This is a genomic window from Serratia aquatilis (assembly GCF_044865145.1).
Lineage (GTDB): Bacteria > Pseudomonadota > Gammaproteobacteria > Enterobacterales > Enterobacteriaceae > Chania > Chania aquatilis.
Genome location: NZ_CP173186.1, coordinates 3,676,462 through 3,702,094, shown reverse-complemented (window position 1 = coordinate 3,702,094; position 25,633 = coordinate 3,676,462). Strand labels below are relative to the sequence as shown.

25 protein-coding genes are annotated in these 25,633 nt (G+C 51.1%); 24 read left to right on the top strand and 1 reads right to left on the bottom strand.

Annotation, left to right across the window (positions count from 1 at the left end):
* Window positions 1–17 precede the first annotated feature (17 nt).
* The 8 genes from SAQUA_RS16800 to nei all read left to right on the top strand — a co-directional run bounded on the left by SAQUA_RS16800 (window position 18) and on the right by nei (window position 6,884).
* The gene (locus SAQUA_RS16800; RefSeq protein ID WP_380680980.1) at window positions 18–998 is read left to right on the top strand and encodes an MBL fold metallo-hydrolase; all 981 of its coding nucleotides are present in this window, start codon (window positions 18–20) and stop codon (window positions 996–998) included.
* Window positions 999–1,014: 16 nt separating this feature from the next.
* A complete protein-coding gene (locus tag SAQUA_RS16795) occupies window positions 1,015–1,758 on the top strand; it encodes a type 2 GTP cyclohydrolase I (RefSeq protein ID WP_380681239.1) in 744 nt (247 codons plus the stop codon).
* A gap of 192 nt (window positions 1,759–1,950) precedes the next feature.
* Window positions 1,951–2,607: a 5-oxoprolinase subunit PxpB gene (pxpB, locus tag SAQUA_RS16790; protein WP_380680977.1), complete on the top strand. Its 657-nt coding sequence runs from the start codon at window positions 1,951–1,953 to the stop codon at window positions 2,605–2,607.
* Window positions 2,601–3,527 (top strand): 5-oxoprolinase subunit PxpC, encoded by a 927-nt coding sequence (pxpC, locus tag SAQUA_RS16785; protein WP_380680974.1) that lies wholly within the window; start codon window positions 2,601–2,603, stop codon window positions 3,525–3,527. Before pxpB ends, pxpC begins: the two co-directional genes overlap by 7 nt.
* Window positions 3,524–4,261, top strand: coding sequence for a 5-oxoprolinase subunit PxpA (gene pxpA, locus SAQUA_RS16780; RefSeq protein ID WP_380680971.1), 738 nt, complete (start codon window positions 3,524–3,526; stop codon window positions 4,259–4,261). Before pxpC ends, pxpA begins: the two co-directional genes overlap by 4 nt.
* Before the next feature lie 83 nt (window positions 4,262–4,344).
* The gene (locus SAQUA_RS16775) at window positions 4,345–5,076 is read left to right on the top strand and encodes a DUF969 domain-containing protein (RefSeq protein ID WP_380680968.1); all 732 of its coding nucleotides are present in this window, start codon (window positions 4,345–4,347) and stop codon (window positions 5,074–5,076) included.
* Complete coding sequence (locus SAQUA_RS16770; RefSeq protein ID WP_380680965.1) at window positions 5,073–6,080, top strand: DUF979 domain-containing protein; 1,008 nt, start codon at window positions 5,073–5,075, stop codon at window positions 6,078–6,080. The genes SAQUA_RS16775 and SAQUA_RS16770 overlap by 4 nt, the downstream gene beginning before the upstream one ends.
* 12 nt (window positions 6,081–6,092) lie before the next feature.
* Window positions 6,093–6,884: an endonuclease VIII gene (nei, locus tag SAQUA_RS16765; protein WP_380680962.1), complete on the top strand. Its 792-nt coding sequence runs from the start codon at window positions 6,093–6,095 to the stop codon at window positions 6,882–6,884.
* A gap of 75 nt (window positions 6,885–6,959) precedes the next feature.
* On the opposite strand, the gene SAQUA_RS16760 is transcribed toward nei, so the two are convergent.
* Window positions 6,960–8,249, bottom strand: a complete 1,290-nt coding sequence (locus tag SAQUA_RS16760) for a citrate synthase (protein WP_380680959.1) — start codon at window positions 8,247–8,249, stop codon at window positions 6,960–6,962.
* A 633-nt stretch (window positions 8,250–8,882) separates the two neighbouring features.
* On the opposite strand from SAQUA_RS16760, the gene sdhC reads away from it, so the two are divergent.
* The 16 genes from sdhC to tolA all read left to right on the top strand — a co-directional run bounded on the left by sdhC (window position 8,883) and on the right by tolA (window position 25,548).
* A complete protein-coding gene (sdhC, locus tag SAQUA_RS16755) occupies window positions 8,883–9,272 on the top strand; it encodes a succinate dehydrogenase cytochrome b556 subunit (RefSeq protein WP_380680956.1) in 390 nt (129 codons plus the stop codon).
* The gene (gene sdhD, locus SAQUA_RS16750) at window positions 9,266–9,613 is read left to right on the top strand and encodes a succinate dehydrogenase membrane anchor subunit (RefSeq protein ID WP_380680953.1); all 348 of its coding nucleotides are present in this window, start codon (window positions 9,266–9,268) and stop codon (window positions 9,611–9,613) included. Before sdhC ends, sdhD begins: the two co-directional genes overlap by 7 nt.
* Complete coding sequence (gene sdhA, locus SAQUA_RS16745; protein WP_380680950.1) at window positions 9,614–11,380, top strand: succinate dehydrogenase flavoprotein subunit; 1,767 nt, start codon at window positions 9,614–9,616, stop codon at window positions 11,378–11,380. It begins immediately after the preceding gene.
* Between the two features lie 16 nt (window positions 11,381–11,396).
* Window positions 11,397–12,113: a succinate dehydrogenase iron-sulfur subunit gene (locus tag SAQUA_RS16740; protein ID WP_380680947.1), complete on the top strand. Its 717-nt coding sequence runs from the start codon at window positions 11,397–11,399 to the stop codon at window positions 12,111–12,113.
* 277 nt (window positions 12,114–12,390) lie between these two features.
* Complete coding sequence (sucA, locus tag SAQUA_RS16735) at window positions 12,391–15,198, top strand: 2-oxoglutarate dehydrogenase E1 component (protein WP_380680944.1); 2,808 nt, start codon at window positions 12,391–12,393, stop codon at window positions 15,196–15,198.
* A gap of 17 nt (window positions 15,199–15,215) precedes the next feature.
* Window positions 15,216–16,430, top strand: a complete 1,215-nt coding sequence (gene odhB, locus SAQUA_RS16730) for a 2-oxoglutarate dehydrogenase complex dihydrolipoyllysine-residue succinyltransferase (protein ID WP_380680941.1) — start codon at window positions 15,216–15,218, stop codon at window positions 16,428–16,430.
* Between the two features lie 118 nt (window positions 16,431–16,548).
* The gene (gene sucC / locus SAQUA_RS16725; protein WP_380680938.1) at window positions 16,549–17,715 is read left to right on the top strand and encodes an ADP-forming succinate--CoA ligase subunit beta; all 1,167 of its coding nucleotides are present in this window, start codon (window positions 16,549–16,551) and stop codon (window positions 17,713–17,715) included.
* Window positions 17,715–18,587: a succinate--CoA ligase subunit alpha gene (gene sucD, locus SAQUA_RS16720; RefSeq protein ID WP_380680935.1), complete on the top strand. Its 873-nt coding sequence runs from the start codon at window positions 17,715–17,717 to the stop codon at window positions 18,585–18,587. The genes sucC and sucD overlap by 1 nt, the downstream gene beginning before the upstream one ends.
* An 877-nt stretch (window positions 18,588–19,464) precedes the next feature.
* Window positions 19,465–21,033 carry a cytochrome ubiquinol oxidase subunit I gene (gene cydA / locus SAQUA_RS16715; protein WP_380680932.1) on the top strand — a complete coding sequence of 523 codons (1,569 nt, stop codon included), beginning with the start codon at window positions 19,465–19,467 and terminating at the stop codon, window positions 21,031–21,033.
* A gap of 14 nt (window positions 21,034–21,047) precedes the next feature.
* Window positions 21,048–22,187 (top strand): cytochrome d ubiquinol oxidase subunit II, encoded by a 1,140-nt coding sequence (gene cydB, locus SAQUA_RS16710; protein ID WP_380680929.1) that lies wholly within the window; start codon window positions 21,048–21,050, stop codon window positions 22,185–22,187.
* Between the two features lie 17 nt (window positions 22,188–22,204).
* The gene (gene cydX, locus SAQUA_RS16705) at window positions 22,205–22,318 is read left to right on the top strand and encodes a cytochrome bd-I oxidase subunit CydX (protein ID WP_021805265.1); all 114 of its coding nucleotides are present in this window, start codon (window positions 22,205–22,207) and stop codon (window positions 22,316–22,318) included.
* A complete protein-coding gene (gene ybgE, locus SAQUA_RS16700) occupies window positions 22,318–22,614 on the top strand; it encodes a cyd operon protein YbgE (RefSeq protein WP_380680924.1) in 297 nt (98 codons plus the stop codon). The genes cydX and ybgE overlap by 1 nt, the downstream gene beginning before the upstream one ends.
* A 130-nt stretch (window positions 22,615–22,744) precedes the next feature.
* Window positions 22,745–23,149, top strand: coding sequence for a tol-pal system-associated acyl-CoA thioesterase (gene ybgC / locus SAQUA_RS16695; protein WP_380680921.1), 405 nt, complete (start codon window positions 22,745–22,747; stop codon window positions 23,147–23,149).
* The gene (gene tolQ, locus SAQUA_RS16690) at window positions 23,146–23,829 is read left to right on the top strand and encodes a Tol-Pal system protein TolQ (protein WP_380680918.1); all 684 of its coding nucleotides are present in this window, start codon (window positions 23,146–23,148) and stop codon (window positions 23,827–23,829) included. Before ybgC ends, tolQ begins: the two co-directional genes overlap by 4 nt.
* 12 nt (window positions 23,830–23,841) lie before the next feature.
* On the top strand, window positions 23,842–24,270 hold the full coding sequence (gene tolR, locus SAQUA_RS16685) for a colicin uptake protein TolR (protein WP_380680915.1): 429 nt from the start codon (window positions 23,842–23,844) through the stop codon (window positions 24,268–24,270).
* A 78-nt stretch (window positions 24,271–24,348) separates the two neighbouring features.
* A complete protein-coding gene (gene tolA / locus SAQUA_RS16680) occupies window positions 24,349–25,548 on the top strand; it encodes a cell envelope integrity protein TolA (protein ID WP_380680912.1) in 1,200 nt (399 codons plus the stop codon).
* The last annotated feature ends 85 nt before the right edge of the window (window positions 25,549–25,633 follow it).

Genomic DNA, 25,633 nt, shown 5'->3' with positions numbered 1-25,633 from the left:
TAGCAAGGAAATTCCTGATGATGAAAAAAATGCTGGCCCTTTGTCTAGGGGGGTATTCTGCATGGGCAATTGCCGGCTTTGACGTAGTGGCGTTAGGCGTCGAAGGCGGTGTCAGCGATGGTAATCTGACTTCTTACCTGATCCGCAGCGACGGTCAGACGCAATATCTGGCACTGGATGCCGGAACGCTGCTGCCGGGGATAGCCAAAGGTCTTGAAAAGGGCAGTTTCCCGCAGGTGACGTCTGAACTGGCGGCGCCTTATACGCCGCAAGGGTATATATTTCGCAAACTGATCGACAGCTATTTTATCAGCCACGGGCATTTGGACCATGTCGCCGGGTTGATTATCGGTTCACCTGAAGACGATAAAAAAACCGTTTATGCCCAGGCAGATACCGTATTGACTTTGCGTAATCATTACTTTAACTGGAAGGCCTGGCCAAACTTTACCGATGCGGGTAATGGTGCTCGACTCGGCACTTATCGCTTGCAGACGGTGCGTCCACAGCAACGTGTGACTTTGGGCCTGAGCGGTTTAAGTGGAGTGATGTATTTACTCAGCCACGAAAATTACTCTTCTTCCATGCTATTGGTTTCTGACCGCGAGGGATCATTCGCCTACTTTGGTGATACCGGTTCGGATGCGCTGGAAAAATCGCGCAATTTGGACACTGTTTGGCGCGCGCTTGGGCCACTGATTGAACAGAAGAAGCTGAAAGGCATGATTATTGAAACCTCTTACCCTAACGGAGTGGACGAGAAGCACCTGTATGGGCATCTGACCCCCGCATTGTTACTGAAAGAGCTTAAAAATCTGCAGCAATACAGCGGTGGTGAAGGCTCATTGAAAGATCTGCCTGTGGTTATCAGCCATATCAAGCCAAGCCTTAAACAAGGGGAGGATGTGCGGGCTATCATCAAGCAGCAACTGGATCAGGGCAACGATCTGGGGGTGAAATTTATCCTGATGGAACAGGGCGAACGGCAACAATTTTGAATAGAGTGAGATGACTATGCGTAACCTCGATCTGGAAAATCTGATCAACACCGAGCTGAACTGTGCGGCTTTTCAGGACTATGCGCCTAACGGCTTACAGGTAGAAGGGCGCGCAGAAGTTCAGCGCATCGTCACCGGAGTGACGGCGTGTCAGGCATTACTGGATGCTGCGGTGGAACATCAGGCAGATGCTATTGTAGTGCATCATGGTTATTTCTGGAAAAACGAAGCGCCTGCTGTGCGTGGTATGAAGCGGAACCGGCTGAAAACACTGTTGAGTAATGATATCAACCTCTACGGGTATCACTTACCCCTAGATGCGCACCCGGTGCTGGGTAATAACGCACAACTGGCTCAGCTATTGGGTATACGCATGCTCGGCGAAGTCGAACCTTTGGTACCACATGGTGAGTTTGAGCAACCGTTGAGCGGCAGTGAACTGCAAGAACTTATCGAAAGCCGTCTTGGCCGTGCCGTGTTGCACTGCGGCGATAACGCCCCTGAGCTTATTCGCAAGATTGCCTGGTGTACCGGCGGCGGTCAGGGGTTTATCGACAGCGCTGCGCGTTTTGGCGCCGATGCCTTTATCAGCGGTGAGGTATCCGAACAAACCATCCATACTGCCCGGGAGTTAGGGGTACATTTTTTTGCTGCGGGCCATCACGCCACGGAACGCGGCGGTATCAAGGCATTGGGCGAGTGGCTGGCGCTGCATCACGGCTTTGATGTGACCTTTATCGATATTCCTAATCCCGCCTGACCTTCCTCCGATGGGTTCGCTTTGCCGAACCCATCAATAACGCTAATCCCTTATTTCCACAAAGGTTGTTCTATTGACAGCGGGCATGATGTCACGCATAACTGATGCGTTTTGCAAAAAATAACCCTACGGAACAGCACTTGTGGCCAACCACACAGCCGCATGAAAGACGAAGCATATAAGGAGATTAGAGTGCAACGAGCACGATATTACCTATTAGGGGAACGCGCTGTAGTGCTTGAGTTGGCACCTCCGGTGACGCTGCAAAGCCAGCAGCGCATTTGGGCATTGGCGGAAAAATTAAACCATCATAGCGATGTACAGGAAGTGGTGCCCGGCATGAACAACCTGACATTATTGCTGCATACACCAAAAGCGGATGCGGAAGCGATGCTGGCACTTTTGCGGCAGGGTTGGGAAGGGAACGAAAGCCTAGTGCTTGAATCCCGTGATGTGGATATCCCGGTTATCTATGGCGGTGAGTATGGGCCTGATTTGGATGTAGTGGCTCAACATACCGGTATGACGGCGAAGCAGGTTGTTGAATGCCACTCGTCGGCGCGGTATGTCGTTTACTTCCTTGGCTTCCAGCCTGGATTTACCTATCTGGGTGGGATGCCTGAGCGGCTAGCGACACCTCGTCGTGCAGAGCCACGTCTTTCTGTTGCAGCCGGTTCGGTAGGCATCGGTGGGGGGCAGACGGGTATCTATCCGCTGGTCACTCCTGGAGGCTGGCAATTGATTGGCCGCACCTCTCTGGCGCTGTTTAATCCCAATGAAATGCCGCCAACGCTACTGCGTCCGGGCGATAACGTGCGCTTTGTGCCGCAGAAGGAAGGTGTATGTTGAAAATTTTGCGAGCGGGTATTTACACCACGGTTCAGGACTTGGGGCGGAATGGTTTCCGGCGCTTGGGTATCAGCCAGGGGGGCGCTCTTGATGTACCCGCAATGAAAATCGCTAACCTGTTGGTGGGTAATGCGCCTGACGCAGCAGGGTTGGAGATTACCTTAGGGCAGTTTAGTGCCGAATTTACCCACTCCGGTTGGATCGCATTGACCGGTGCGGGCTGTGATGCTCAACTGGATGATAAATCTCTGTGGACGGGGTGGCGTTATCCAGTAAAGAAGGGCCAACGGCTGACGCTGAAATTACCTAAACATGGTATGCGCAGTTACTTGGCAATATCTGGTGGCATCGCGGTACCAGAAATGTTGGGTTCCCGTAGTACCGATCTCAAAGCGGGTTTCGGTGGATTTTCTGGGCGGCAGTTGAAAGAGGGCGATGTTTTGCCGCTGGGCAAACCTCAAGCATTGCCGTTGAGCAGCGTAGGTGTGAGACAACCGCTCTTCAGCAACTGGATCCGTGCGATTCCTGGGCCTGAATATGAAGAGTTTAGCCCTAAAGGGCAGCAGGATTTCTGGCGCACGGCATGGCAGCTCAGCCCACAGAGTAACCGCATGGGGTATCGTCTTAATGGCAGTAGCCCTCTGACACGCACGACTGAACGTGAAATGCTCTCTCACGGCCTGTTACCCGGCGTGATCCAGGTTCCTCATGGCGGTCAACCGATTGTGCTGATGGCCGATGCGCAAACGACGGGGGGATACCCGCGTATTGCCTGCATTATTGAAGCCGACCTCTACCACTTGGCGCAGATCCGTTTGGGCGAGGTTATCCACTTTGTTCCCTGCACTTTGGCGGAGGCACAGCGTGCCAAAGCTGAACAGGACCACTTTATTCAACAGATTGCCTGGGGGGTTAAATGATCGTCGATCTCAATGCCGATCTTGGCGAAGGTTGTGCCAATGATGAAGCGCTGCTGCAACTGGTGAGTTCTGCCAATATCGCCTGTGGTTTCCATGCGGGCGATGCTCAGACCATGCGCCAATCAGTGCGCTGGGCCCTGCAATACGGTGTGGCGATTGGCGCACATCCGAGTTTTCCCGATCGTGAAAACTTTGGTCGTACCCGCATGCAGTTACCTGTAGAGACGGTTTATGCGCAAATCGTCTATCAACTGGGGGCACTGGCGGCGATTACGCGTGCTGAAGGTGGCGTTATGGTTCATGTCAAACCCCATGGCATGCTTTATAACCAGGCTGCAGTGGAACCGGCTTTAGCCGAAGCGATTGCTCGAGCGGTATTGGCAGTCGATCCGACATTGCGCTTGGTTGGGCTTGCTGGCAGTGAGTTGATCCGTGCGGGTGAAAAACTGGGGTTGGCAACCAGGCAGGAAGTTTTTGCCGATCGTGGTTATCAGGCTGACGGTACTTTGGTGCCGCGTGGGCAACCTGGGGCGTTGATTGGCAGCGATAAACAGGCATTGGAGCAAACGTTAGAGATGGTTCGTAACCACCGGGTGGCGACCATTGACGGAAATTGGGCGGCTGTTCAGGCGGAAACCGTTTGCCTGCATGGCGATGGTGAGCACGCGCTGGCTTACGCGCGCAAGCTGCGAGAGAGTTTTGCTCAACATAAGATTACCGTCAGTGCAGAGTAACAAATACTGATAGATAAAAAATATAACCCGATGAATTTTAAGTTATTGCTTGGAAGGCAAAGGGAAAGTAGAGGGATGTTTATATGGAGCAAGCCGTAAATTTATGGCCACTGATTGGTATTGCCGCGATTGTGGTTGGATTTGTTTTACGCTTTAACCCGGTATTGGTGGTGATCGCTGCCGGTATTATCACCGGGTTGGCGGCAATGATGCCTTTGGATGTGATTTTGGAAAAGCTTGGCGAGGGGTTTCTTAACACCCGCAACTTACCGCTGATCTTGCTGTTACCTTTAGCGGTGATCGGCCTGTTGGAACGCCATGGGTTGAAAGAACGGGCGCAAGCCTGGATTGCCAAGATCAAAAGTGCCACCGCTGGGCGTTTACTGATTGTCTACCTGTTTGTGCGCGAGGTCACTGCCGCGATGGGGCTGACCAGTCTGGGTGGTCATCCGCAAATGGTACGTCCCTTACTGGCTCCGATGGCGGAGGGGGCGGCCGAAAGCCGCTATGGTGAACTGCCTGCTGCTGTTCGCCATCGCCTGCGCGCGATGTCTGCCGCTACAGATAACGTCGGGCTGTTTTTTGGTGAAGACATCTTTGTTGCTTTTGGTGCGATCATCTTTATGCATAACTTTATGCTGGAATCAGGCGGTATTCAGACTGAGCCACTGCATATTGCTCTTTGGGGGATCCCAACGGCGATCTTCGCTTTCCTAATCCACTCTTTCCGCTTATATCATATGGATAAACAATTGACTGCCGAACTTACGAAACTCAATCGTGCTGCGCTGCAGGCGAAGGGAGGTGGTCAATGAATTTTCAGCAACAGTATCTTTACTGGTTGGCGGGAGTGGTATTACTGATCGTCGCCGTGATGTCTTTTCGCGATCGCGCCAATCCGCGCCGTATCACTACCGGTTTGTTCTGGGCATTGTATGGGCTGATATTCCTGGTTGGCGATTGGACCTACGGGCTGTTGGGAAGTGGCGCGGAAGCCAAGCGCCAATTGCATATTGCTGTGGGGGTATTAGTGGTAGCAATGGCCTTGATCGCCGGTTTCGGCGGTGTTCGCCTCGGCAGCTATCACCAACGTAGTCCAAAAGAGAAAGAAGCCAGTGCTAAGCGGCTGGGGAACCGTCTGTTTATTCCAGCACTGGCGATCCCGGTGGTGACGGTAATTGGCGTGCTGTTGTTCAATAATATTCCAGCTTTGCAACTTGCCGTTTTTGGTAGCGGTAACCACGCTACCTTGATTACGCTGTTCTCTATGACCGTAGGTTGCATTTTGGGGCTGATTATCGCGGTGAAGATGACCCATGAGCAGGTATTACAGCCGGTTCAGGAAGCTCGCCGTCTGCTGGATTCCATCGGTTGGGCATTCATCCTGCCGCAGATCCTGGCTACTCTGGGCCTGCTGTTTACCGTTGCTGGTGTCGGTACCGCTATTTCCCATCTGACGCAGGAATACCTGGCGGTGGATAATCGTTTTATTGCTGTGACAGTTTATGCCATCGGTATGGCAGTGTTGACGATGGTGATGGGCAATGCGTTTGCGGCCTTTCCGATTGTTACTGCAGGTATTGGTATTCCGATCCTGATACTGCAGCATGGCGGTAACCCGGCAGTGATGGCGGCGATAGGCATGTTTTCTGGCTACTGCGGCACCTTAATGACCCCAATGGCGGCCAACTATAATATTGTACCGGCGGCATTATTGGAGCTGCCGGACAAGAATGCGGTGATCAAAGCGCAGATACCCACCGGGATCACTTTGTTACTGGTTAACGTGTTCCTGCTTTATTTCCTTATGTTCCTATAAAGGAGCTACTTTATGCCGGAAGGACCGGAAATCCGCCGGGCGGCAGATCAACTTGCTGCTGTGATGATTGGCCAGCCACTGACCAAAGTCTGGTTTGCTTTTCCGCAACTCAAGCACTATCAGGATGAGCTGGTCGGCGGAACTATTACTTCTATCGAACCCCGTGGCAAAGCCTTGTTGACCGACTTTTCCAACGGGCTGACGATGTACAGCCATAACCAACTTTATGGCGTATGGAAGGTTGTCAGGGCCGGTGAAACACCGCAAACCAAGCGCGACTTACGCGTCAGGCTGGAAACGGCTGAGTGGGCGATCCTGTTGTACAGTGCTTCAGATATCACTCTCGCACCGCGAGGTGAGATTGAGCAACATCCATTTTTGCGGCGTATTGGCCCGGACGTGCTCGATAGGGCGGTTACGCAGGAACAAGTGGAACAGCGCCTTCTGTCTGCGGCGTTTTGCAAACGGCAACTGGGGGGCATGCTGTTGGATCAATCTTTTTTGGCCGGATTGGGCAACTATCTGCGAGCCGAGATCTTGTGGCAGGCCGAGTTGGCACCTAAGCATAAACCGCAGGATTTATCGCCGGAAGAGAGGCATAAACTGGCACAGGCATTACTTGAGATCCCGCGTATTTCATATCAGACCCGTGGGCAGGTGAATGAAGATCGCCATCATGGCACGGTGTTCAGCTTCAAAGTGTTTCATCGCAGTGGTGAGCCTTGCCTTCGCTGCGGAGGGATGATAGAGAAAATGTCGCTGTCGTCACGGCCATTCTACTGGTGCCCGGTTTGCCAAAAATAACCGATAAAAAACGCCGCCCGTTTGGGCAGCGTTGCGTTTATAGGCATAAGGCGCAAGGCCCGCCCCTGAAATAGATTATTTCTTGACCTGAGATTTGAACTCACGCTCTGCATAGCCGGTATACAGCTGGCGGGGGCGAGCGATCTTGATGCCTTCGTCGTGCATTTCGTTCCAGTGAGCGATCCAACCAATGGTACGGGCAATGGCGAAGATAACGGTGAACATGGAAGAAGGAATACCCATAGCCTTCAGGATAATACCTGAATAGAAGTCAACGTTCGGGTACAGTTTCTTCTCGATAAAGTACGGGTCGTTGAGTGCGATGTGTTCCAGTTCCATCGCCACTTCCAGCAGATTGTCGTCTTTCTTGTTCAGCTCTTTCAGCACTTCATGACAGGTTTCACGCATCACGGTGGCACGTGGATCGTAGTTTTTGTACACGCGGTGGCCGAAGCCCATCAGACGGAACGAGTCGTTCTTGTCTTTGGCTCGTTTGATGAATTCTGGGATGTGTTCAACGGTTTTAATCTCTTCCAGCATTTTCAGTGCAGCTTCGTTGGCACCACCGTGCGCCGGCCCCCAAAGGGAAGCGATACCTGCCGCGATACAGGCAAATGGGTTGGCGCCAGATGAACCGGCAGTACGCACGGTTGAGGTTGACGCGTTTTGCTCATGGTCGGCATGCAGGATCAGAATGCGATCCATAGCGCGTTCCAGTACTGGATTCACCACGTACTCTTCACAAGGTGTAGCAAACATCATGCGCAGGAAGTTACCGGCGTAGGAAAGATCGTTACGTGGGTAGACAAACGGCTGCCCTTGGGAATACTTGTAACACATCGCCGCAACGGTAGGCATTTTGGACAGCAGGCGGAACGCGGTGATTTCGCGATGACGTTCATTATTGACGTCGAGCGCATCGTGGTAGAAGGCTGCTAGCGCACCGGTCACCCCACACAGTACTGCCATTGGATGTGAGTCACGACGGAAACCACGGAACAGGTGGGTGATCTGGTCGTGGATCATGGTATGGCGCGTAACGGTAGTTTTAAAGGTTTCGAATTCTTCTGCAGTTGGTGTCTCGCCGTACAGCAGGATGTAACACACTTCCAGATAGGAGGATTGTTTAGCCAACTGTTCGATGGGGAAGCCGCGATGCAACAAAATGCCTTTGTCGCCGTCGATGAAAGTAATTTTGGATTCGCAGGAAGCGGTAGAAGTAAAACCGGGATCAAACGTGAAGTAACCTTTGGAGCCCAGGGCACGTACGTCAATAACATCAGGACCCAGTGTCGGGGTGAGTACGCCCAATTCGATCATCGCTTCGCTACTATTGATATTTAGCGTCGCTTTCTTATCAGTCATTTACAGTCTCCTTAGCGCCATATTTAAAAACCTCTAACAACTGAATTACCTTAAATCTCTGCAGGTTGCCCACAATAAAGTGGTGCGGACGCTAACTCTGTGAGGAACAGCGCAAATGCGCAAAGTAAGGTACAGAGTGCTAACCATGTAAATGAGACGGGTTACCAGCCGTTAATGATTCTTCGGGATTCATTATTTTCTATTAATCATTGCCTACGATAGATTTGAGTTTTAACCAAACACACTGTTGCATAACTTGCGCTTAGGGGGAAGTGTATCCGTTGACCGGTAGCGCATCATAGGGTTGATTGCCATGCTATTTGTAATGTAAATGTTGATCTCTTGTCAAATCAGATAATTAATTTTGTACCAATTGTGATAATCGTGATCTAAATCACTGTTCGAGGGAAATGTTACCAAAGGGATTGTATGGGAATTGTAATAGGAATGTGAACCTCCTATACTGCCGCCAGGTCTCCGGATTACCCTGAAGTAGGAGCACCCAGCGTAAAAAAACGTACCGTTTGAACACAAAGGATGTTGCAGTTTGAACGTGTGACGTATGAGTATTTTTACTCTTGACGCTGTCTGATCCCCACCCAGGCCCGGAGGAAAGAAAATAATAAGAGCTGTGTGGGCAAAACTGTGAAAAAACAAAGACCTGTCAATCTGGATCTGCAAACGATCCAGTTTCCTGTAACAGCGATAGCGTCCATCTTACACCGAGTCTCTGGCGTAATTACTTTCGTTGCTGTCGGTATTCTCCTCTGGCTGTTGGGTATATCTCTCTCCTCCCAGGAAGGGTTCCTCCAAGCTGCCGCCATCATGGATAGCTTCTTCGTGAAATTTATTCTGTGGGGGATCCTCACCGCGCTGGCCTATCACATTTGCGGTGGCATTCGTCACTTGTTAATGGATTTTGGCTATATCGAAGAGAGTTTAGCTGCTGGTACCCGTTCTGCCCAGGTGGCGTTCGGTCTAACCGCTGTGCTATCAATTCTGGCTGGAGTTCTCGTATGGTAAGCAACGTTTCTGCTTTAGGACGTAACGGCGTACACGACTGGCTGTTAATTCGTGCTTCCGCAATCGTCATCACCCTGTATGTTCTTTATATTCTGGGCTTCGTTGTCATGGCTCCGGATATGACCTATGAAATCTGGCGCGGTTTCTTCGCCTCACCCATCACGAAAGTATTCACCTTGCTGACATTGCTGTCGATTCTGGTTCACGCCTGGATCGGAATGTGGCAGGTGCTGACAGACTATATCAAACCAATGGCATTACGCCTGGTACTGCAACTCGCCATCGTTATCGCGTTGCTGGTCTATTTACTTTACGGAACAATCGTAGTGTGGGGTGCTTAAATGAAACTGCCAGTCAGAGAGTTTGATGCAGTTGTTATCGGTGCGGGTGGCGCAGGTATGCGCGCAGCTCTGCAAATTTCCCAGGCAGGCTCAACCTGTGCCCTGCTTTCCAAAGTATTCCCTACCCGTTCCCATACGGTGTCCGCTCAAGGTGGCATCACGGTGGCTTTGGGCAACAACCACGAAGATAATTGGGAATGGCATATGTACGACACGGTGAAAGGTTCCGATTATATCGGGGACCAGGACGCCATCGAATATATGTGTAAAACCGGCCCGGAAGCAATTCTGGAACTGGAACATATGGGCCTGCCTTTTTCTCGCCTGGACGATGGCCGCATTTATCAGCGCCCATTTGGCGGCCAGTCACTGAACTTTGGTGGCGAACAGGCGGCGCGAACCGCTGCTGCAGCTGACCGTACCGGGCACGCGTTGTTGCACACGCTTTATCAGCAAAACCTGAAAAACCATACCACCATTTTCTCCGAGTGGTATGCGCTGGATCTGGTGAAAAACCAGGATGGTGCAGTGGTCGGCACTACTGCCATCTGTATCGAAACCGGTGAAGTGGTGTACTTCAAGGCCAAAGCAACCGTGCTGGCGACCGGCGGTGCAGGCCGAATTTACCAATCTACAACTAACGCTCACATTAATACCGGTGACGGTGTCGGTATGGCATTGCGTGCCGGTGTGCCAGTGCAGGATATGGAAATGTGGCAGTTCCACCCAACGGGTATCGCGGGTGCCGGTGTATTGGTAACCGAGGGTTGCCGTGGCGAGGGTGGCTATCTGTTGAACAAGCATGGCGAACGTTTCATGGAGCGTTACGCCCCGAACGCCAAAGATCTGGCTGGCCGCGACGTGGTAGCACGTTCGATTATGATCGAAATCCGCGAAGGCCGTGGTTGTGATGGTCCATGGGGCCCACATGCCAAACTGAAGCTGGATCACTTGGGTAAAGACGTTCTTGAATCACGTCTGCCAGGTATTTTGGAGCTTTCTCGCACTTTTGCCCACGTCGACCCAGTGAAAGAACCGATCCCGGTAATTCCAACCTGTCACTATATGATGGGCGGTATTCCGACCAAAGTGACCGGCCAGGCGCTGACCGTGAACGAAAAAGGCGAAGATGTGGTTATTCCAGGCCTGTTTGCGGTTGGCGAAATAGCCTGTGTATCAGTACATGGTGCCAACCGTCTGGGCGGTAACTCGCTGTTGGATCTGGTGGTGTTTGGCCGTGCTGCCGGTATGCACCTGCAAGAGTCTCTGGCAGAGCAGGGGGAAAGCCGTGATGCCAGCGAGTCTGATGTTGAAGCCTCTCTGGATCGTCTGAACCGTTGGAATACTACCCGTTCTGGTGAAGATCCGGTGGAGATCCGCAAAGCATTGCAAGCCTGTATGCAGAATAACTTCTCGGTGTTCCGTGAAGGTGATGCGATGGCGAAGGGGCTGGAAGAGTTAAAAGTGATCCGCGAACGTCTGAAGAATGCACGTTTGGATGATACTTCGAGCGAGTTCAATACCCAGCGTATCGAATGCCTGGAGTTGGATAACCTGATGGAAACCGCTTTCTCTACCGCAGTATCGGCCAACTTCCGCACGGAAAGCCGTGGCGCGCATAGCCGCTTCGACTTCCCTGATCGTGATGACGTCAACTGGCTGTGCCACTCGCTGTATCTGCCACAATCGGAAAGCATGACGCGTCGTGAAGTGAACATGCAACCTAAACTGCGTGCGGCATTCCCGCCGAAAGTGCGTTCTTACTAATTGCGGAGCCCGATTGATGAAACTCGAATTCTCTATCTATCGCTACAATCCGGATGTCGACAGCGCCCCGCATATGCAGGATTTCACTCTGGAAGCGGAAGAAGGTCGTGACATGATGCTGCTGGATGCGTTAATCCAGCTGAAAGAAAAAGATCCGACGTTATCGTTCCGCCGCTCTTGCCGTGAAGGCGTCTGTGGTTCAGATGGCATCAACATGAACGGTAAGAATGGTCTGGCTTGTATCACACCCATCTCGTCATTGCGTAAAGGCAATAACAAGATTGTGATTCGCCCGCTGCCGGGGTTACCAGTGGTGCGCGATCTGGTGGTCGATATGGGGCAGTTTTATACCCAGTACGAAAAGATCAAACCGTTCTTACTGAACGATGGCAAGAACCCGCCAGCGCGTGAGCATCTGCAGTCACCGGAAAGCAGGGCAAAGCTGGATGGTTTGTACGAATGTATCCTTTGCGCCTGCTGTTCAACCTCGTGCCCATCCTTCTGGTGGAACCCTGACAAGTTTGTTGGTCCAGCTGGCCTGTTGGCGGCATACCGTTTCCTGATCGACAGCCGTGATACGGAAACAGAAGCACGATTGGATTCCTTGGACGATGCTTTCAGCGTTTTCCGCTGCCATAGCATTATGAATTGTGTCAATGTATGTCCTAAGGGCTTGAATCCGACGCGTGCTATTGGTCATATCAAGTCTATGCTGCTGCAAAGGGGCGCATAAGTAGAATGAGATACTGCGTCGGGTTTTTTCCCGGCGCATTTCTCCGAGAAGGGAGTCTCTAAAAACTGACATGTGATTGTGGCCACATACAATCAGGTTCTTCCCGCCAGTTTTTAGAGGTTCCTTGTAGGGACCGAAAGGTCCAAAACAGAACGTGCATTTAAGCTTTATAAGGTTATAAGCACGTCGAGTGAACCGTTTTTACGGCAAACCGTACTACCACGGTAATTATGTTAACCACGGCGAAAACTGAAGCTTTAAAGCTTAAGGGATCATAATGCAGAACGGCGCAATGAAGGCCTGGCTGGATTCCTCCTATCTGGCGGGCGCGAACCAGTCCTACATAGAGCAGCTCTATGAAGACTTTTTAACCGATCCGAGTTCCGTTGAAGATAGCTGGCGTTCCATTTTCCAACAGCTACCCACTACGGGTGTTAAACCCGATCAGCTCCACTCCCAAACGCGAGATTACTTCCGCCGCCTGGCGAAAGATTCTGCTCGTTACAGCACCACCATTAACGATCCTGATACCGATGCCAAACAGGTCAAGGTACTGCAACTGATTAACGCCTTTCGTTTCCGTGGGCATCAGCATGCAAACCTCGATCCCCTTGGTCTATGGAAACAGGATAGAGTGCCGGATCTCGATCCTGCCTATCACAATCTGACCGAAGCTGACTTTGAGGAAACTTTCAACGTGGGGTCTTTTGCTATTGGCAAAGAAACCATGAAGTTGCGTGACCTGTATGCAGCGTTGAAGCAGACCTACTGCTGTTCGATCGGTGCAGAATATATGCACATTACCAACACCGAAGAGAAACGCTGGATCCAGCAGCGTATTGAATCGGTGGCGGGGAAAGCAAGTTTTACTGTAGACGAGAAGCGTCGCTTCCTGAGCGAACTGACGGCTGCTGAAGGACTGGAGCGCTATCTGGGTGCCAAATTCCCAGGGGCAAAACGCTTCTCGCTGGAAGGTGGTGATGCACTGGTACCGATGCTTAAAGAAATGGTGCGGCACGCAGGTAAAAATGGCACACGCGAAGTGGTGTTGGGCATGGCCCACCGCGGACGTCTGAACGTATTGATCAACGTGTTGGGTAAAAAACCGGCCGATTTGTTCGACGAATTTGCTGGTAAGCACAAAGAACACCTTGGCACCGGTGACGTGAAATACCATCAAGGGTTCTCTTCCGATGTGGAAACCGAAGGCGGTATGGTTCACCTCGCATTGGCGTTTAACCCATCTCATCTGGAAATCGTCAGCCCGGTGGTTATGGGCTCGGTTCGTGCCCGCCGTGATCGCCTCGATGAAGCGCGTAGTAATATGGTGTTGCCAATCACTATCCATGGTGATGCAGCAATTACTGGTCAGGGTGTGGTGCAGGAAACCTTGAACATGTCGCAGGCCCGTGGTTATGAAGTGGGCGGCACTGTTCGTATCGTCATCAATAACCAGGTGGGTTTCACTACCTCCAACCCGTTGGATGCGCGCTCGACACAATACTGTACCGATATCGCCAAAATGGTACAGGCGCCGATTTTCCACGTGAATGCTGACGATCCAGAAGCGGTAGCCTTTGTTACCCGTCTGGCGTTGGATTTCCGTAACACTTTCAAACGTGACGTAATGATCGATCTGGTCTGCTACCGCCGCCATGGGCATAATGAAGCCGATGAGCCTAGTGCAACCCAACCAGTGATGTATCAGAAGATCAAGAAACATCCAACACCGCGTAAGATTTACGCCGACGTTCTGACCGAACAGAAAATTACCACTCTGGAAGATGCCACTGAAATGGTCAACCTGTACCGCGATGCGCTTGATCGTGGTGATTGTGTGGTTGAAGAGTGGCGTCCAATGAACCTGCATTCCTTTACCTGGTCGCCTTACCTGAACCATGAATGGGACGAAGAATTCCCGAGTAAGGTTGAGATGAAGCGCTTGCAGGAACTGGCTCGCCGCATCAGTACCGTACCAGAGGCAATAGAGATGCAGTCACGCGTCGCTAAAATCTATGGCGACCGTGCCGAGATGGCCGCAGGTAACAAACTGTTTGACTGGGGGGCGGCTGAAACATTGGCCTACGCTACTTTGGCAGATGAAGGCATTCCAATCCGTATATCAGGTGAAGACGCAGGCCGTGGTACCTTCTTCCACCGCCATGCAGTCATACACAACCAGATAAATGGATCTGTCTATGTGCCGCTAGCCAATATTCACAGCGGGCAGGGTGAGTTCCGTGTTTGGGATTCAGTGCTGTCAGAAGAAGCCGTTCTGGCGTTTGAATATGGCTACGCTACTGCAGAACCACGCACACTGACTATATGGGAAGCGCAGTTTGGCGATTTCGCCAACGGTGCACAGGTGGTTATCGACCAGTTTATCAGCTCCGGTGAGCAGAAATGGGGCCGGATGTGTGGCCTGGTGATGCTGTTACCGCATGGCTACGAAGGGCAGGGGCCTGAGCACTCCTCTGCGCGCCTTGAGCGCTATCTGCAACTGTGTGCTGAGCAGAACATGCAAGTGTGTATTCCGTCCACTCCGGCACAGGTTTACCACATGCTTCGCCGTCAGGCGTTGCGCGGTATGCGCCGTCCGTTGGTGGTGATGTCGCCAAAATCTCTGTTGCGTCATCCACTGGCCGTTTCTTCAATGGATGAACTTGCGAACGGTACCTTCCAGCCAGCTATCGGTGAAATTGACGATCTGGATCCGAAAACGGTCAAACGTGTGGTGCTATGTTCCGGCAAGGTTTACTACGATCTGCTGGAACAGCGCCGTAAGAACGACCAGAAAGACGTGGCGATTGTGCGCATTGAGCAGCTGTATCCGTTCCCGCATCAGGCCGTTCAAGCGGTATTGGAGCAGTACTCCCACGTGCATGACTTTGTCTGGTGCCAGGAAGAGCCATTGAACCAGGGGGCCTGGTATTGCAGCCAGCACAATTTCCGTGAAGTGATCCCGTTTGGGGCCTCTTTACGTTACGCCGGACGTCCGGCTTCCGCCTCTCCGGCGGTCGGTTATATGTCCGTACACCAGAAGCAGCAACAGGCACTGGTGAATGACGCGTTAAATATTGAATAAAAATTAAGGGAAAACTGATGAGTAGCGTAGATATTCTGGTTCCTGATCTTCCTGAATCAGTTGCCGATGCAACGGTGGCCACCTGGCATAAAAAACCGGGTGATGCGGTTAATCGCGATGAAGTCCTGGTCGAAATTGAAACTGACAAGGTTGTGTTGGAAGTACCGGCCAGTGAAGCGGGCTTCCTTGATGCCGTGCTGGAAACCGAGGGAGCAACCGTCACCTCACGCCAGATACTTGGCCGTATCCGTCCAGGTGATAGTTCTGGCAAGCCAACCGAGGTGAAGGGCCATAGCGTTGAAGCTACCCCTGCACAGCGTGCGACCGCGAGTCTGGAAGTAGAAAGCAATGAAGCACTCAGCCCGGCAGTTCGCCGCATGATTGCTGAACATGAGCTCGATGCTGCTGCCATCAAGGGCAGCGGTGTAGGTGGACGAATCACGCGTGAAGACGTAGAAGCTCACCTCGCTGCCAACAAGAAAGCCGAGGTAACGCCTGTCGCTGCGGTAGCACCACAGCCCGCCCTGAGCGGCCGTAGTGAAAAACGTGTGCCAATGACCCGGCTGCGTAAACGCGTTGCTGAACGTCTGTTGGAGGCGAAGAACAGCACCGCAATGCTGACCACCTTCAACGAAATCAACATGCAGCCGATCATGGATCTGCGTAAGCACTATGGTGAAGCTTTCGAAAAACGTCACGGTGTGCGTCTGGGCTTTATGTCCTTCTACATCAAAGCCGTAGTCGAAGCGCTGAAACGCTTCCCTGAAGTGAACGCTTCCATCGACGGCAGTGATGTTGTGTACCACAACTACTTCGATATCAGCATTGCAGTATCTACCCCACGTGGTCTGGTAACGCCGGTATTGCGTGACGTAGATGCGATGAGCATGGCGGACATCGAGAAAAAAATCAAAGAGCTGGCAATAAAAGGCCGCGACGGCAAATTGACCGTGGAAGAGTTGACCGGTGGGAATTTCACTATTACCAACGGCGGTGTATTTGGTTCACTGATGTCAACCCCGATCATCAACCCACCTCAGAGCGCCATTCTGGGTATGCACGCTATCAAAGATCGCCCGATGGCGGTTAACGGTCAGGTTGTGATACTGCCAATGATGTATCTGGCTCTGTCTTACGATCATCGCCTGATCGATGGAAAAGAGTCGGTGAGTTACCTGGTGACGGTAAAAGAAATGCTGGAAGATCCGGCTCGTCTGCTGCTTGACGTTTAATTCCTGCACGGGCGCGGTAATGCCGCGCCCACTCTGTGTGCTATGTAGCCGATAAGTCATGCGGGTTCCCGCTAAAGTGACCCGGCTGAAACTTTCTGACCTGAATGGATAGAACATCATGAATTTACACGAATATCAGGCAAAACAGCTGTTTGCTCGGTATGGCATGCCAGCACCAACCGGTTACGCCTGTACTACACCGCGTGAAGCAGAAGAAGCCGCATCTAAAATCGGTTCCGGCCCGTGGGTAGTGAAATGTCAGGTTCATGCTGGCGGCCGTGGCAAGGCAGGCGGCGTTAAAGTCGTTAACAGCAAAGAAGATATCCGGGCCTTTGCTGAGGCCTGGCTGGGGAAACGTCTGGTGACTTACCAGACTGATGCTCTGGGCCAGCCTGTTCACCAGATTCTGGTGGAATCGGCAACTGACATCGATAAAGAACTCTATTTGGGGGCAGTGGTTGACCGCGCAAGCCGTCGCGTGGTGTTTATGGCTTCCACCGAAGGTGGTGTTGAGATTGAGAAAGTTGCGGAAGAAACTCCGGAACTGATTCATAAAATGATTATCGACCCGTTGGTTGGACCTCAGCCTTATCAGGGACGTGAGCTGGCATTCAAATTGGGTCTGACCGGTAAGCAAGTCAGCCAGTTTGCCAAGATTTTCATGGGATTGGGCACGCTGTTCCTCGAGCGCGATCTGGCTATGGTTGAGATTAACCCGCTGGTGATCACCAAGCAGGGAGATTTGGTGTGCCTGGATGGCAAGTTGGGGGCGGATGGTAACGCACTGTTCCGTCAGCCTGAACTGCGTGAAATGCGTGATCCTTCGCAGGAAGATGAGCGTGAATCTCGCGCAGCCCAGTGGGAACTGAACTACGTGGCACTTGACGGTAACATTGGCTGCATGGTCAACGGTGCCGGTCTGGCCATGGGTACTATGGATATTGTGAAGCTACACGGTGGGGAGCCAGCCAACTTCCTTGACGTAGGCGGTGGCGCAACCAAAGAGCGTGTGACCGAAGCCTTTAAAATCATCCTGTCTGATGACAAGGTGAAAGCCGTTCTGGTTAACATTTTCGGCGGTATTGTACGTTGCGATCTGATCGCCGACGGTATTATTGGCGCTGTAGCTGAAGTGGGCGTTAATGTCCCTGTGGTAGTGCGCTTGGAAGGGAACAATGCCGAGCTGGGAGCCAGAAAATTGGCTGACAGCGGTTTGAATATCATTGCTGCGACCAGCCTGACTGATGCGGCTCAGCAAGTTGTTGCGGCAGTGGAGGGTAAATAATGTCCATTTTAATCGATAAGAACACCAAAGTAATTTGTCAGGGTTTTACCGGTAGCCAAGGGACCTTCCACTCTGAGCAGGCTATCGCTTACGGTACCAAAATGGTCGGTGGCGTTACTCCAGGCAAAGGTGGGACTGAGCATCTGGGCTTGCCGGTATTCAATACCGTGCGCGAAGCCGTTGAAGCAACGGGTGCCACTGCATCGGTGATTTATGTGCCTGCGCCGTTCTGTAAAGACTCCATTCTGGAGGCGATCGATGCCGGTATTAAACTGATCATCACGATCACCGAAGGTATTCCAACGCTGGATATGCTGACTGTGAAAGTGAAGCTGGATGAAGCCGGTGTACGTATGATTGGCCCGAACTGTCCAGGCGTAATCACCCCAGGTGAATGCAAGATTGGTATCATGCCTGGGCACATCCACTTACCAGGTAAAGTGGGTATCGTTTCGCGCTCAGGGACTCTGACCTATGAAGCGGTTAAACAAACTACGGATGCGGGATTAGGGCAATCTACCTGTGTAGGTATCGGTGGTGACCCGATCCCTGGTTCCAACTTCATTGATATCCTGAAGATGTTCCAGGAAGATCCTCAGACTGAAGCAATCGTTATGATCGGTGAGATTGGTGGTAGCGCTGAAGAAGAAGCGGCAGCCTACATCAAAGAGCACGTAACCAAACCGGTAGTTGGCTATATTGCCGGTGTTACTGCGCCGAAAGGTAAACGTATGGGCCATGCTGGCGCCATTATTGCTGGTGGTAAAGGGACCGCGGACGAGAAGTTTGCAGCGCTTGAAGCAGCAGGCGTTAAGACTGTACGTAGTCTGGCTGATATTGGTGATGCAGTTAAAGCGATCCTGAATCGCTAATCCGACCTTACGCTAGCTAGACCCGTATCTACACTACAGGCCACCTTTTGGGGTGGCCTTGTTGTCTCTATGTCAGCAACGGGCCGAATGTCTTACAAGGTGATGATGTGAAATTTGCAAACCCGTACTTAAGTATCGGCTGGAACTGAGATCAATTCTGCAACTTCATTTATAATTAATTAACAATAAGGCGAACTGTGAGTTGAATCACTGCAATTTCCAGTTGGAAATAAAAGGTTAATAGTTTTCGACCGAAAAAGCTTAATTAATACAGATTAAGTTATTTTTAATAACATTCTTTTAACACAAGTAAATCAATAAAAAATAATTAAACCATTGCGTAACATGCTCTCTGAGAAATTACGTAGAAACATGTAATGAATCTGGAAATAATATGCGGAAAGGCTTAAATTGTTTTAGATCAAAATAAACCTGAGCATCTACCAAGGCCGTTTATTGACCTGTAGCCAAAAGTCTAACCCACGTCACGCAAAAACCTATTTATTGTGTGGGATTTGGCGAGTATCATGCCATTGTGTAATTAGGGATGGTTTATCTTGTTGCATTTGTTACCTGCTGTCGGTTTTCATTAGTGCGTTTGCGCCCAGTCTCTAAGGCTAGGCTAAGAATGTGTAGTTGAAAGCTGAGAGGCTGGAAATTTGTTGTGTTTAAGGGCATTCACTGCGGGGCGTTACCGGTCACTTTTACCCAGGATAATTTGAGTTGCAGAACGGCGACAGGTCCATGAGCTTCCCAAAGCATAGAAAACTATGTGGAGGGGGTGAGTGAAAGCGGTCATCACATGCAAATTGAAGTATGACGGGCATATACCGATAACCGCAAGTCGGAGTCTTCCTGCGAGGAGCAAGGAGTCAAGATGTTTGATATTGTCGAACTGTCGCGCTTACAGTTTGCTTTAACGGCGATGTACCACTTCCTATTTGTCCCATTAACGCTGGGTATGGCGTTTTTGCTGGCAATAATGGAAACGGTATATGTGTTGTCAGGCAAACAGATTTATAAAGATATGACCAGATTCTGGGGCAAGTTATTTGCAATTAACTTTGCTCTGGGTGTGGCCACCGGGTTGACTATGGAGTTCCAATTCGGGACTAACTGGTCATATTTCTCTCATTACGTCGGTGATATCTTCGGGGCTCCATTAGCCATCGAAGGTTTGATGGCGTTCTTCCTCGAATCAACGCTGGTTGGTCTGTTCTTCTTCGGCTGGGATCGCCTGAGCAAGATTCAGCACATGACAGTGACTTGGCTTGTGGCTCTCGGTTCAAACCTTTCTGCCTTGTGGATCCTGGTTGCCAACGGCTGGATGCAAAACCCGATCGCATCTGACTTCAACGTTGAAACCATGCGCATGGAGATGATGAGCTTCTCTCAACTGGTTCTTAACCCGGTAGCTCAGGTGAAGTTTGTTCACACCGTAGCTTCAGGTTATACCACCGGTGCGATGTTCATCTTAGGTGTCAGTTCTTACTATTTGCTTAAAGGGCGTGACATTGCCTTTGCTAAACGTTCGTTCGCTATTGCTGCCAGTTTCGGTATGGCTGCGATACTTTCCGTTATTGTACTGGGTGATGAATCCGGATACGAAATGGGCGACGTGCAGAGAACCAAGCTTGCTGCTATTGAAGCTGAATGGGAAACTCAGCCAGCTCCAGCTGCCTTCACACTGTTCGGTATCCCGAATCAGGAGAAGATGGAGAACTCCTTTACCATTCAGATCCCATGGGCACTCGGCTTGATTGCAACCCGCTCCCTCGATACTCCTGTTATTGGTCTGCGTGATTTGATGGCGCAACATCAGGTACGTATCCGTAGCGGCATGAAGGCTTATGAGCTTCTTGAAGAGTTGCGCGGTGGTAATACTGACCCGGCAGTTCGCTCGGCGTTCAATGATGTCAAGCAGGACCTTGGCTATGGGATGTTGCTGAAGCGTTACACAGATAATGTCCCAAATGCGACGGAAGAACAAATCCAGCAAGCAACCAAAGATTCGATTCCGCGTGTTGCCCCACTGTATTTTGCTTTCCGTATCATGGTGGCGTGTGGTGTGCTGATGCTGTTCATCATTGGCATGTCGTTCTTGAGCGTAATGCGTAACCGTATCGGTGAGAAGAAATGGTTACTTCGCGCCGCGCTGTATGGTATTCCATTACCTTGGATCGCAGTAGAAGCTGGCTGGTTCGTGGCGGAATATGGCCGTCAGCCGTGGGCGATTGGTGAAGTTCTGCCGACCGCAGTCGCAACCTCGTCACTCACTGTTGGGCACGTTTTGTTCTCGATGGGGCTGATTTGCGGCTTGTACACTCTGTTCCTGGTGGCTGAATTGTACCTGATGTTCAAATTTGGGCGTATGGGGCCAAGCAGTCTGAAAACTGGCCGCTATCACTTTGAACAACCGACTGCCTCTGTGCAGGAAGCGCGCTAACAGGAGTCCACGATATGTTTGAATATGAAGTACTACGATTTATCTGGTGGGTCCTGGTTGGCGTTTTGCTGATCGGTTTTGCTGTGACCGATGGTTTCGATATGGGTGTCGGCATTCTGGTGCGCATTATCGGTAAAACCGATACCGAACGCCGGATTATGATCAACTCTATCGCTCCGCACTGGGACGGTAACCAGGTGTGGCTGATCACTGCGGGCGGTGCACTTTTTGCCGCTTGGCCGATGGTCTATGCTGCTGCGTTTTCTGGTTTCTACGTTGCGATGATCCTGGTACTGGCGGCCTTGTTCTTCCGCCCGGTCGGTTTTGATTACCGTTCCAAGTTGGAAAATAGCCGCTGGCGTAACATGTGGGACTGGGGCATCTTTGTAGGTAGCTTCGTGCCAGCACTGGTATTTGGTGTGGCATTCGGCAACTTGCTGCAAGGTGTACCATTCCACATCGATGAATACCTACGCCTGTTCTATACCGGTAATTTCTTCCAACTGCTCAACCCGTTTGCACTGGTGGCCGGTATTGTCAGCCTGACCATGCTATTGGCTCAGGGTGCAACCTATCTGCAGATGAGAACCACTGCCGAGATCCACCTGCGCGCGCGTGCTGCCGCACAGATTTCTGCTTTGGTAATGGCAGTATGTTTCCTGTTGGCAGGGATCTGGCTGGTGAAGGGGATCGACGGTTTTGTGGTGACTTCAGTGCTGGATACTGCGGCGGAATCTAACCCGCTGCGTAAAGAAGTGGCGCATCAGGCTGGTGCTTGGCTGATCAACTACAACAAGTATCCGATCCTGTGGGCGTTGCCGGCGTTGGGTGTTATTTTGCCATTGTTCACCATCCTGTTCTCCCGTCTGGAGAAAGGGGCTCTGGCATTCTTGACTTCGTCGCTGACTATTGCATGTGTGATTTTGACGGCAGGGGTAACCATGTTCCCGTTTGTAATGCCTTCAAGCACCGTGCCTAACGTTAGCTTGACAATGTGGGATGCGACTTCCAGCTTACTGACGCTGAAAGTGATGACCATTGTAGCGATTATCTTTGTGCCTATCGTTCTGGCGTACACCATCTGGTCGTACTACAAAATGTTTGGGCGTTTGGATAAGAACTTCATCGACAAAAATAAGCATTCACTGTACTAAGCAAAAGGAGCTAAACCATGTGGTATTTTGCCTGGATCCTCGGAACGCTTCTTGCCTGCGCATTTGGTATTATCACGGCGCTGGCGCTTGAGCACAGTGAAGATTCAAAAGCGCAGCAAGATGGTAAGTGATGAGTTCTTCGCTCGCTGATAAGCTGTACGCTCTCACTGATAAGGGCCCTGTTCGGGCCCTTTCACTGGTGATGGCATTGATTTTGGCAGGATTCGTTTTCTGGGATCCTACCCGCTTTGCGGCGCGCACCAGTTCATTGGAGATATGGCAAGGCATCTTCCTTATCTGGGCAGTGTGTGCTGGGTTGGTTCACGGCGTTGGGTTTCGTCCGCACAGCACGTTCTGGCGTGCGTTTTTTGCGCCTTTACCTGCCATTGTGATCTTGGCAGCAGGATTACTTTACGTTTCTTTGTAATCTGCTTTAAGTGCTATTCTATGGGCCGTTCTGGCCCATAATTATTTTCATTACCATCTGGTTACCCATTCCCAACCCAATCCGTCTTGCGTATAGTAGCAGCGTTAAATTGCATTGGCTTGGAAGTATCGTGAGTAATACGTTGTTTCGATGGCCGGTTCGTGTCTACTATGAAGACACCGACGCCGGAGGTGTGGTTTACCATGCCCGCTACGTCGCCTTTTATGAAAGAGCGCGCACAGAGATGCTGCGTCAACATGACTTTCATCAACAGCAGCTGCTCAGTGAACATATCGCTTTCGCCGTCCGGCGTATAACGGTGGATTATCTGCTTCCGGCTCGTCTCGACGATCTATTGGAAGTGCAGACCCAAATCACCTCAATACGCGGGGCATCTCTTACGTTTGCTCAACGCATTGTTAATTCTGACGGTACTCTTTTGAGTCAGGCCGATGTATTGATTGCATGCATTGATCCACACCAAATGAAGCCGATAGCGCTTCCTAAGTCTATTGTCGCGGAGTTTAAGCAGTGACTGAAATGAACATCCTAGATTTATTCTTGAAGGCGAGCCTGCTTGTTAAGCTTATCATGTTGATTTTGATATGCTTTTCAGTGGCGTCCTGGGCGATCATCATCCAGCGCACTCGCATCCTGAATGCAGCAACGCGCGACGCAGAAGCTTTTGAAGACAAATTTTGGTCGGGTATCGAACTTTCACGCCTGTATCAGGAAAGCCAGGCGCGTCGCGATAGCCTGACGGGTTCTGAGCAGATTTTCCACTCCGGTTTCAAAGAGTTTGCTCGCTTGCATCGTGCCAATAGCCATGCACCTGAATCTGTGATCGAAGGGGCTTCGCGAGCGATGCGCATCTCCATGAATCGTGAACTCGAAACACTGGAAACCCATATTCCTTTCCTCGGTACTGTGGGTTCCATCAGCCCGTATATTGGTCTGTTTGGAACAGTATGGGGGATTATGCACGCATTTATCGCACTGGGTGCTGTCAAACAGGCGACCTTGCAGATGGTGGCTCCAGGTATTGCCGAAGCCTTGATTGCAACCGCGATCGGTCTGTTTGCCGCGATCCCTGCGGTTATGGCTTATAACCGTCTTAACCAGCGTGTTAACAAGCTTGAGCAGAATTACGACAACTTTATGGAAGAGTTCACCGCTATTCTGCATCGCCAGGCCTTCTCCAGCGACAGCAAATAAGTAGGAGGTAGCATGGCGAAAGTTCGTGGTCGTAACCGTCGAGAGCTGAAGTCGGAAATCAATATTGTTCCCTTGCTGGATGTATTGTTGGTGTTGCTGCTGATTTTTATGGCAACAGCACCAATTATTACCCAAAGCGTGGAAGTTGATTTGCCGGATGCCACCGATTCAAAAGCGGTGTCTAGCGATGACAATCCTCCGGTAATTCTGGAAGTCTCCGGTGTTGGTCAATACACCTTGGTGGTCGATCATAACCGTATGGAACTGTTGCCACCTGAGCAGGTTGCGGCTGAAGCCCGGTCGCGTCTGGCTGCTAATCCAAAGACGGTCTTTTTGATCGGTGGAGCAAAAGAAGTACCGTACGATGAAATTATCAAAGCCTTGAATATTCTTCATCAGGCGGGCGTAGCTTCCGTAGGGTTGATGACTCAGCCCATTTGACCGTAAGGTGAGTGGTAACCCGGTTTCTGCTCTTTTTGAGCAGGAGCCCGTTTAAGCACCAGTTTTTGGGACTCTATTTTGGTAAAGGCAACTGAGCAAAACGATAAGCTGAACCGCGCCGTTATTGTTTCGGTGGTTCTGCACATCATATTAATTGCCCTGTTGATTTGGGGATCGCTGCATGAAAACACTGAAATGAGTGCAGGCGGTGGCGGTGATGGCTCCGTCGTTGGCGCAGTGATGGTCGATCCTGGCGCTGTGGTGGAGCAGTTTAATCGCCAACAGCAACAGAGCAGTGATGCAAAACGTGCAGAGAAACAACGTCAGAAAAAGGCGGAACAGCAGGCTGAAGAGCTACGGCAAAAACAGGCTGCAGAGCAGCAGCGCCTGAAAGAACTTGAACAAGAGCGTTTAGCTGCTCAGGAGAAGGCTGCTCAGAGTGCTAAAGCGCAGGCTGAACAGCAGAAAAAAGCTGCTGAGCAACAACAACAGGCCGTTGAGCAGCAGAAGGCTGCAGAGGCAGCAGCAGCGAAGGCCCTAGAACAGCAAAAAGCTGCCGAACAGGCGGCTGCGAAAGCTAAAGCCGAGGCTGACAAGATAGCCAAAGCGCAAGCAGACGCGCAGAAAAAAGCTGAAGCAGAAGCCAAGAAAGAAGCAGCCGCTGCGGCCGCTGCCAAGAAACAGGCGGAAGAAGCTAAAAAAGCGGCTGAAGCAGCCGAGAAGAAAGCTGCTGCTGATGCCGAGAAGAAGGCTGCTGCAGAAGCCGAGAAGAAAGCAGCTGCTGAAGCAGAGAAGAAAGCTGCAGCTGCAGAGAAGGCTGCTGCGGCCAAGAAAGCTGCTGAAGACAAGAAAAAGGCAGCTGCTGAAGCGGCCAAACAGTCTGCTGAAGTTGATGACTTGTTTGGTGGTTTGGCTGATGGCAAAAACGCGCCAAAAGGCGGGGGGGCTAAAGCCAAAGGCGATGGCAAACCGGCTGGGCAAGGCAATGCCAAATCTGCAGGGGCAAGTGGCGCGGATCTGGATAGTTATGGTAGCCAGATACAGAATGCCGTGAAGAATAAATTCTACGATTGGACTTCGTACAAGGGGCGCACATGTACATTGAGAATCAAACTTGCACCCGACGGTTTATTGATCGATGCGAAAGTTGAAGGTGGAGATCCAGCACTATGCCAAGCGGCTCTAGCAGCGGCTCGGCAAGCGAAAATACCTAAACCGCCAAGTAATGAAGTTTATGAGGCATTTAAGAATGCACCTATTGATTTTAACCCTAAATGATATTTATCCGTTGTTGTGGTTAAAGTTTACACGATGCACCAACAGGGAGCAGGTAGTTTTGTTGGCGTTGATTTGTTAAAATTCT